Origin of the sequence: Streptomyces sp. NPDC051976 (assembly GCF_040680795.1) — a bacterium.
Lineage (GTDB): Bacteria > Actinomycetota > Actinomycetes > Streptomycetales > Streptomycetaceae > Actinacidiphila.
This window is the reverse complement of record NZ_JBFAXL010000028.1, coordinates 110858-118796: the sequence shown is the minus strand read 5'-3', so window position 1 is coordinate 118796 and position 7939 is coordinate 110858. Positions and strand designations below refer to the sequence as shown.

The following is a 7939-nucleotide window of genomic DNA, read 5'->3' as shown; positions in this document are numbered from 1 at the left end:
ATATCTGGCGTTGACTTTTGGCACGCTGTTGAGTTCTCAAGGAACGGAAGCTTCCATCAGGACCGTTTCACCGGCCCCTCCGGGCTTTCCCTTCGGTGTCTCCGACTTTAGCAGAAGCTTTTCAGTCGGATTTACCACCCGCTCTTGCGGAGACACGGAAACCCGCACTGAGATTTCTCTCGGCTTGGGTGAGTTGGTGTCTCGTCGAGCGAGGCGATGTAGACCTTAGCTGCTCCCGACTGGACAAGTCCAGTTCGCGACAACCGTTCAAATCTACCTCCTCTGGCGACCCATGTCAATGGATCTCCTGGGGAGAAGTGAAGACTAGCAGGCGACGGGCGGGTTACGCACATCCGCCGGACAGTCCGTCAGGTGAAGGTCGACGGCGGGGTCTCCAGGTCCTCCAGCTCGATGCCCGGGGCCGCGAGGACCACGTCGCCGGCGATGTGGATGTCGTGCTGTTCCCCGGTGGCCAGGTCGTTCACGCGGTACTCGTCCACAGCCAGCGGCCCGCTGTCAGTGGGGTGTGCTGTCGTGGTGATCAAGGACCAGGACTGGTCGACCGTGAGTGGCGCGAGGACGGGGGGCCGGAAGGAGACGAGACGCACGCGGGTGGCCGGGGCGCCGGGGGTCAGGCGCAGCAGCCGTGCCGTGGCGACCAGGAAGGCGGGTGAGGCGCCCGTGAAGGCGTGGGCGGCGGCGTTGCCCTCCTGGGCGTGTTCGCCGGTGGGGTCGGTTCGGACCCAGGTGACGCCGTCGAGCGCGGCCGCGCGTACCTGCCAGGAGGCGGCGTGCATCTCCAGGCGGATGGGGCGGCCGAGGTCGTCGATGGTGAGGTCGATCGAGCCCGCGTGGCCGCCGCCGGGTGCGGTGGTCTGTGCGGTGTAGCGCCAGCCGGAGGGTCCGGTGGCGCAGTGGAAGTGTTCTTCACCGAGGGGGGTGTGGTCGTGTGTGTCGTGGAACGAGTAACGGCCGCGGGGCATGGGGGTTCTCGGTGTCTCTCGGGAATGAGCGGGGCCCCCGTCCCGGACGGGAGACGGGGGCCGGCGCGCGGTGGATCAGTAGCGGTAGTGGTCGGGCTTGTAGGGGCCCTCGACCTTCACGCCGATGTAGGCGGCCTGCTCGGGACGGAGCGTGGTGAGCTTGACGCCCAGCGCGTCCAGGTGCAGCCGGGCGACCTTCTCGTCGAGGTGCTTGGGGAGCACGTAGACGCCGATCGGGTACTCCTCCGGCTTGGTGAACAGCTCGATCTGGGCCAGCGTCTGGTCCGCGAAGGAGTTGGACATCACGAAGGAGGGGTGGCCGGTCGCGTTGCCGAGGTTGAGCAGGCGGCCCTCGGACAGCACGATCAGGACCTTGCCGTCGGGGAAGGTCCAGGTGTGGACCTGCGGCTTGACCTCGTCCTTGACGATGCCGGGGACCTTCGCGAGGCCGGCCATGTCGATCTCGTTGTCGAAGTGGCCGATGTTCCCGACGATGGCCTGGTGCTTCATCTTGGCCATGTCGGCGGCCATGATGATGTCCTTGTTGCCGGTCGTGGTGACGAAGATGTCGGCGATCTCCACGACGTCGTCGAGGGTGGCGACCTGGTAGCCGTCCATGGCGGCCTGCAGGGCGCAGATCGGGTCGATCTCGGTGATGATCACGCGGGCACCCTGGCCGCGCAGCGACTCCGCGCAGCCCTTGCCGACGTCGCCGTAGCCGCAGACGACCGCGACCTTGCCGCCGATCAGGACGTCGGTGGCGCGGTTGATGCCGTCGATCAGGGAGTGGCGGCAGCCGTACTTGTTGTCGAACTTCGACTTGGTGACCGCGTCGTTGACGTTGATCGCCGAGAAGAGCAGCGAGCCGTCCTGCTGCATCTCGTAGAGGCGGTGGACGCCGGTGGTGGTCTCCTCGGTGACGCCGCGGATCTCGGACGCGACCTGGGTCCACTTCTGCGGGTTCTCGCCGAGGGTGCGGTTGAGGAGCTGGAGGACGAACTGCTCCTCCTCACTGCCCGCGGTCGACGGGTCCGGGGCGGCACCCGCCTTCTCGAACTCGACGCCCTTGTGGACCAGGAGGGTGGCGTCGCCGCCGTCGTCCAGGATCATGTTCGGGCCGCCGGTGGCGGTGCCGGGCCAGGTCAGGGCCTGCTCCGTGCACCACCAGTACTCTTCGAGCGTCTCGCCCTTCCAGGCGAAGACGGGGACGCCCTGGGGGTTGTCCGGGGTGCCGTTCGGGCCGACGGCGATGGCCGCGGCGGCGTGGTCCTGGGTGGAGAAGATGTTGCAGGACGCCCAGCGGACCTCTGCGCCGAGGGCGACGAGGGTCTCGATCAGTACGGCGGTCTGCACGGTCATGTGCAGCGAGCCGGTGATCCGCGCGCCGGCCAGCGGCTGGGCGGCGGCGTATTCGGCACGGATGGACATCAGGCCGGGCATCTCGTGCTCGGCCAGCGTGATCTCCTTGCGGCCGAAGGCGGCAAGCGAGAGGTCCGCGACCTTGAAGTCGGTGGCGGTGGTGGTCATGTGAGCTGCTCCTCGCTGCTGAGGTCGAGGCGGATGTGGATACGACGCGGCCGCGGGGCGTGTCGGGTGTGCCGTCGAGCGGGCGCACCTGTCCCCTGCGGCAGCGCAATCCGTCGGAGGCCCTCTCTCCCTCGGACGGCCACCACGAGGGGGACCGCCCGACCGCCATCAGCAGCGACGTATGGCTACGACACCAAGCTACACGGATCGGCGGGTGCGCCCCAGTGGGCTTCCGGTCAGCGGCCCCCGGGAGTCTGGTCCGGGTCGGGTCCCGCGGCGGCCGCCTGCTCGCTGTAGATGTCGGGTTCGAGGTAGATCACCCGGGCGAAGGGTTCGGCGGCGCGGATGCGTTCCTCGGCGGCGTCGATGGCCCGGGCGACCTGGGCGGCGCTGTCGTCGTGGCGTACGGCGATCTTGGCGGCGACCAGCAGTTCCTCGGGGCCGAGGTGGAGGGTGCGCATGTGGATGACGCCGGTGACGGTCTGGCCGTCGACGGCGGCCGCGCGGATCCGGGCCACGGATTCGGGGCGGGCGCCCTCGCCGAGGAGCAGCGACTTGGTCTCGGCGGCGAGCACCAGGGCGATGGCGATCAGCAGGGTGCCGATGCACAGGGTGCCGATGCCGTCCCAGACGCCGCTTCCGGTGGCCAGGGCGATGCTGACGCCGACCAGGGCGAGTACGAGGCCGATGAGCGCGCCGAAGTCCTCCAGCAGGACGACGGGGAGTTCGGGGGCCTTGGCGCGGCGGATGAACTCGGTCCAGGACTGGGAGCCGCGGGTGTGGTTGGACTCCTTGATGGCGGTGCGGAAGGAGAAGCCCTCGGCGAGGATCGCGAAGACCAGGACGCCGACGGGCCAGTACCAGTGCTCGATGGCGTGCGGGTGGCGGATCTTCTCGTAGCCCTCGTACAGCGCGAACATGCCGCCGACGGAGAAGAGGACGATGGAGACGAGGAAGGCGTAGATGTACCGCTCGCGGCCGTAGCCGAACGGGTGCTCCTCGGTGGCGGCCCGCTTGGCCTTCTTGCCGCCGATCAGCAGCAGTGCCTGGTTGCCGGAGTCGGCGAGGGAGTGGACGCCCTCGGCGAGCATCGAGGACGATCCGCTGAACGCGAAGGCCACGAACTTGGCTGCGGCGATGGCGAGGTTGGCGCTGAGCGCCGCGACGATCGCCCTGGTTCCGCCTGACGCGCTCATAGGTGCTGGATGTCCCTTCGTCGGCCCGGCCGTGCCGCGGCGCCGGTGGGGGCGCCGCGGACGGTCATTCTTGCAGCCGGGCCGGATACGGGTGTGTCAGGCGGTGACGGTGGCCCGGAAGACGGTGCCTTCGCCGGTCAGTTCGGTGCGCTCGCCGGCCGGGACGAAGGCGGATTCGCCGCGGCCCAGGGTGAGGGTGTTCCCGGCGCCGTCGCGCAGTTCGGCCTGGCCGTGGGTGCACAGCAGGATCTGCGGGGTCGCCGGGTCGAGCGCCCGGGCGTCGGCTCCGGCGGCCAGGACGTAGCGGGACAGCCGGAACTCGTCGATGGGCGCCGCGTACAGCTCCTCGCCGTCGGGGCCGGCCTCGGGGCGCAGCACGCCCGGGTCGCCGGAGGCGAAGCGGACGACGCGCAGCAGTTCGGGGACGTCGATGTGCTTGGGGGTGAGGCCGCAGCGCAGCACGTTGTCGGAGTTGGCCATGATCTCGACGCCGAGGCCGTCGAGGTAGGCGTGCGGGACGCCCGCGCCGAGGTAGAGCGCCTCACCGGGCTGCAGGCGTACGTAGTTGAGCAGCATCGCGGCGATGACGCCGCGGTCGCCGGGGAAGCTGTGCGCGGTCTTGGCGTAGGCGGCGTAGTCCGCCGCGTACGGGTTGGCCGGGTCGTCGGCCAGCCGGGCGGCGGCTTCGGCGGCCGCGGTGACGGTGGCGGCCATCGCCTCGGGTTCGGCGGACAGGACGGCGGAGAGGACCTCGCGCAGGGCGTGGTCCTCGGGGTGGGCGCGCAGGATGTCGGCGTAGGGCGCGAGGGAGTGGACGCCGAGTCCGTCGAGCAGGTCGGCGGCGTCGGCGGGGCGGCGGAATCCGCAGAGCCCGTCGAAGGGGGTGAGCGCCACGAGCATCTCGGGCTTGTGGTTGGCGTCCTTGTAGTTGCGCTCGGGGGCGTCGAGCGGGACGCCGCGGGTCTCCTCGGCGGCGAAGCCCGCCTGGGCCTGTGCGAGGTCGGGGTGGACCTGGACGGACAGCGGCGCGCCCGCGGCCAGCACCTTGAACAGGAAGGGCAGCCGGGGGCCGAAGCGCTTGACGGCCGCCTCGCCGAGTTCGGCGCGCGGGTCGGCGGCGATGACGGCGTCCAGCGCGACGGGTCCCGCGCCCCGGTCGATCCGGGAGGGCGCGCCGGGGTGGGCGCCCATCCAGAGTTCGGCCTGCGGTTCGCCGGTGGGCGGCGTGCCGAGCAGTTCGGGGATGGCGGTGGTGGATCCCCAGGCGTAGGGGCGGATCGTGTTGGTGAGGCGGTTCATCCGGTCATGCTCTCTCGGCCGAGGCGACGGCCAGGTAAACGGCGGCGAAATCGGCGAGGGCGAGCAGTTCGGCGGCGGTGTCGAGCGGGTTGCCGTTGCCGGCGGCGATCTCGCTCAGCGGGGTGTCGTGCGCGTACGCCTGCTCGCGGACGGCGGGTGCGGCGGATCCGGCCTGGTCGGCCGCTTCCTGGAGCAGCACGATCCGCAGCCGCAGGCTGTCGCTGTCCTCGACGCGGTCGCGGAAGAAGTCGTCGGGGTCGGCGGCCAGTGGCAGGGCGCTGGCCTGCAGCGGGCCGTGCACGGTGAGGGCGCCGGGCAGGTCGGCGGTGAGGGCGGGGCGTCCGGCGCGGGTGGCGAGCATGGTCGAGAACCGGCGGGCGACGGCGGACGCTATCCGGCCCTGGCTCCACAGCAGCGGGAGGGCGTCGGCGAGTTCGGCGGCGAGGGTCTTGGCCGGGTTGGTGTACGTGGCGATGGCCGGTCCGCAGCGGGCGGCCACCTCGTCGAGCCGGTCGGCGATCGCGTAGAGGGTGCTGGTGGGCGCACTGAGCAGGCCGACCCGGTCGCCGAGGGCCAGCAGCGGGGTGAGCAGGGCCCAGATGGCGCCGGCGTCGGCCGCGGGGTCCAGGTCGTCGTCCGCCGCCCCGTTTCCGAAGGGCGCGGCGAAGGGCAGTGCCAGGCCGCGGACCTGGGCGACGGCTTCGGCGAGCGGTGCCTTGGGCGGGGTGACGGCCACCGCGGTGCAGCCGCGGCGGTACGCCTGCTCGACGAGGTCGGTCAGGCCCTGCTCGGTGCCGTGCGGGGTGATGAGCAGCAGCAGATCGAGCGGTCCTGCCCAGCCGGGCAGGGTCCACCGCGATTCCTGCGGGGTGGGTCCGGCCGGGTGCAGGGGCTGTACGGGGCAGGTGGCGGAGGCGACGGCGGCCAGCAGGTCGCAGACCGCCGCGGCGTCGGGGCCGCTGCCCGCGACGAGCACGGTCCGCGGGCGGCCGTCCGGGCGGAGTTCGCCGAGTCCGGCCTCCTCGGCGAGCCGCAGCGCGGTTCTCACCCTGGCTCCGGCGGCGGCGACCCCCAGGAGCAGTCCCCGGCCGTCGGCGCGGGCCAGCGCCTCAGGGTCCTCGAGCAGCGACTCGTCGAACAACGCGACCTCCCGGTCGGAAGCGGCCTGGTCAGGCGGGGCGGCGGGCCTCATCGACGAGGAGCACGGGGATCTCGTCGCGTACGGGGTAGGCGAGGCCGCAGGTGTCGGAGGTGCACACCAGTTCCCTGGCGTCGTCGTCCTCACGCAGGGGTGCGTGGCAGGCCGGGCAGGCGAGGATCTCCAGAAGGCTGGGTTCGACGAGCGGCATAGCGGTGTCCTCCGGGCGGTGTGCTGCGATCGGGGGTGCGGTGGGCCGCGCGCGGCGGCACACTCGGCGGGCCGATGGCGTTCTGCGCGTGCCCTCAGCCTATCTCCGAGCGGGTCGGCGGGGAGTCGGCCGGTGCCCGGCCTGTGGACAACTCCGGCCGGGCCCTGGCGAGGCGGGGTGGGGTCGGGCGCCGACGGTGGCCGGCGCCAGGTCGGTCAGGCGCGGACGATGGCCAGCACCTGGTCGCGGATGCGGTCGACGGCGGCCGCGTCGCGCGCCTCCACGTTCAGCCGCAGGAGCGGTTCGGTGTTGGAGGCGCGGAGGTTGAACCACCAGTCGGCGGCGGTGACGGTGAGCCCGTCGAGTTCGTCGAAGCCGATGCCGTCCTGTCCGGCGAACGCGGCCCGTACCGCGGCGGTGCGCCCCGCCTGGTCGGCGACGGTGCTGTTGATCTCCCCGGAGGCCGCGTACCGGTCGTAGGAGGCCACCAGGGCGGACAGCGGGCCGTCCTGGGTGCCGAGGGCGGCCAGCAGGTGGAGGGCGGCCAGCATGCCCGTGTCGGCGTTCCAGAAGTCGCGGAAGTAGTAGTGCGCGGAGTGCTCGCCGCCGAAGACGGCACCGGTCTCGGCCATCTCCTGCTTGATGAAGGAGTGGCCGACGCGGGTCCGTACGGGGGTGCCGCCGTGTTCCCTCACGACCTCGGGCACCGACCAGGAGGTGATCAGGTTGTGGATGATCGAGGCGCCGGGGTTCTTGGCCAGCTCGCGGGCGGCGACCAGCGCGGTGACGGCGGACGGCGACACGGGCTCGCCGCGCTCGTCGACGGCGAAGCAGCGGTCGGCGTCGCCGTCGAAGGCCAGGCCGAGGTCGGCGCCGGTCTCGCGGACCCGTGCCTGGAGGTCGACCAGGTTCTTCGGGTCCAGCGGATTGGCCTCGTGGTTGGGGAAGGTGCCGTCGAGTTCGAAGTACATCGGCACCAGGTCGACGGGCAGGCCCGCCAGGACGGTGGGGACGGTGTGGCCGCCCATGCCGTTGCCCGCGTCCACGACCACCTTCAGCGGGCGGATGCCGGAGAGGTCGACCAGGGAGCGCAGGTAGGTGGCGTAGTCGCCGAGCACGTCCCGCTGGGTGACGGCACCGGGTACGGCGTCGGAGGCGGGCAGGCCGGTCTCCGACCACTTCTCGACGAGCGCGCGGATGTCGGCGAGTCCGGTGTCCTGGCTGATCGGCGCGGCGCCCGCGCGGCACATCTTGATGCCGTTGTACTGCGCCGGGTTGTGGCTGGCGGTGAACATGGCGCCGGGGAGGGCGAGTTCGCCGCTGGCGAAGTACAGCTCGTCGGTGGAGCAGAGCCCGATCTCGGTGACGTGCGCGCCGCGGGAGGCGGCGCCGCGGGCGAAGGCGCTGGACAGGCCGGGCGAGGAGGGCCGCATGTCGTGCCCGACGACGATCGCGGTGGCGTCGGTGACCGTGGCGAAGGCCGCGCCGAAGAGCTCGGCGAGCGGCTCGTCCCACTGGTCGGGAACGACGCCGCGCACATCGTAGGCCTTGACGATCTGCGACAAATCGGCCACTGCACACCTCT

At 71.6% G+C, this 7939-nt stretch carries 7 protein-coding genes; all 7 read right to left on the bottom strand.

Features of this window, described 5'->3' with window-relative positions; all coding sequences use genetic code 11:
- Nucleotides 1–368 precede the first annotated feature (368 nt).
- The 7 genes from AB0M29_RS25935 to AB0M29_RS25905 all read right to left on the bottom strand — a co-directional run bounded on the left by AB0M29_RS25935 (nucleotide 369) and on the right by AB0M29_RS25905 (nucleotide 7928).
- Nucleotides 369–983: a hypothetical protein gene (locus AB0M29_RS25935; protein ID WP_365386574.1), complete on the bottom strand. Its 615-nt coding sequence runs from the start codon at nucleotides 981–983 to the stop codon at nucleotides 369–371.
- 75 nt (nucleotides 984–1058) lie between these two features.
- Entirely contained in the window at nucleotides 1059–2510 is a 1452-nt protein-coding gene (gene ahcY / locus AB0M29_RS25930) for an adenosylhomocysteinase (RefSeq protein ID WP_365386571.1), read from the bottom strand.
- Between the two features lie 236 nt (nucleotides 2511–2746).
- Nucleotides 2747–3706: a cation diffusion facilitator family transporter gene (locus AB0M29_RS25925; RefSeq protein ID WP_365386569.1), complete on the bottom strand. Its 960-nt coding sequence runs from the start codon at nucleotides 3704–3706 to the stop codon at nucleotides 2747–2749.
- A gap of 96 nt (nucleotides 3707–3802) precedes the next feature.
- A complete protein-coding gene (gene manA / locus AB0M29_RS25920; RefSeq protein WP_365386566.1) occupies nucleotides 3803–5005 on the bottom strand; it encodes a mannose-6-phosphate isomerase, class I in 1203 nt (400 codons plus the stop codon).
- Nucleotides 5006–5009: 4 nt separating this feature from the next.
- Complete coding sequence (locus AB0M29_RS25915) at nucleotides 5010–6146, bottom strand: SIS domain-containing protein (protein ID WP_365386564.1); 1137 nt, start codon at nucleotides 6144–6146, stop codon at nucleotides 5010–5012.
- 28 nt (nucleotides 6147–6174) lie between these two features.
- Complete coding sequence (locus tag AB0M29_RS25910; RefSeq protein ID WP_365386562.1) at nucleotides 6175–6354, bottom strand: Trm112 family protein; 180 nt, start codon at nucleotides 6352–6354, stop codon at nucleotides 6175–6177.
- A 215-nt stretch (nucleotides 6355–6569) separates the two neighbouring features.
- Nucleotides 6570–7928, bottom strand: coding sequence for a phosphomannomutase/phosphoglucomutase (locus AB0M29_RS25905; protein ID WP_365386560.1), 1359 nt, complete (start codon nucleotides 7926–7928; stop codon nucleotides 6570–6572).
- Nucleotides 7929–7939: the final 11 nt, after the last annotated feature.

What these genes read in the sequence shown, in the direction of transcription:
- AB0M29_RS25935 (WP_365386574.1), bottom strand. Translation starts at nt 983, where the DNA reads ATGCCCCGCGGCCGTTACTCGTTCCACGACACACACGACCACACCCCC.
- ahcY (WP_365386571.1), bottom strand. Translation starts at nt 2,510, where the DNA reads ATGACCACCACCGCCACCGACTTCAAGGTCGCGGACCTCTCGCTTGCC.
- AB0M29_RS25925 (WP_365386569.1), bottom strand. Translation starts at nt 3,706, where the DNA reads ATGAGCGCGTCAGGCGGAACCAGGGCGATCGTCGCGGCGCTCAGCGCC.
- manA (WP_365386566.1), bottom strand. Translation starts at nt 5,005, where the DNA reads ATGAACCGCCTCACCAACACGATCCGCCCCTACGCCTGGGGATCCACC.
- AB0M29_RS25910 (WP_365386562.1), bottom strand. Translation starts at nt 6,354, where the DNA reads ATGCCGCTCGTCGAACCCAGCCTTCTGGAGATCCTCGCCTGCCCGGCC.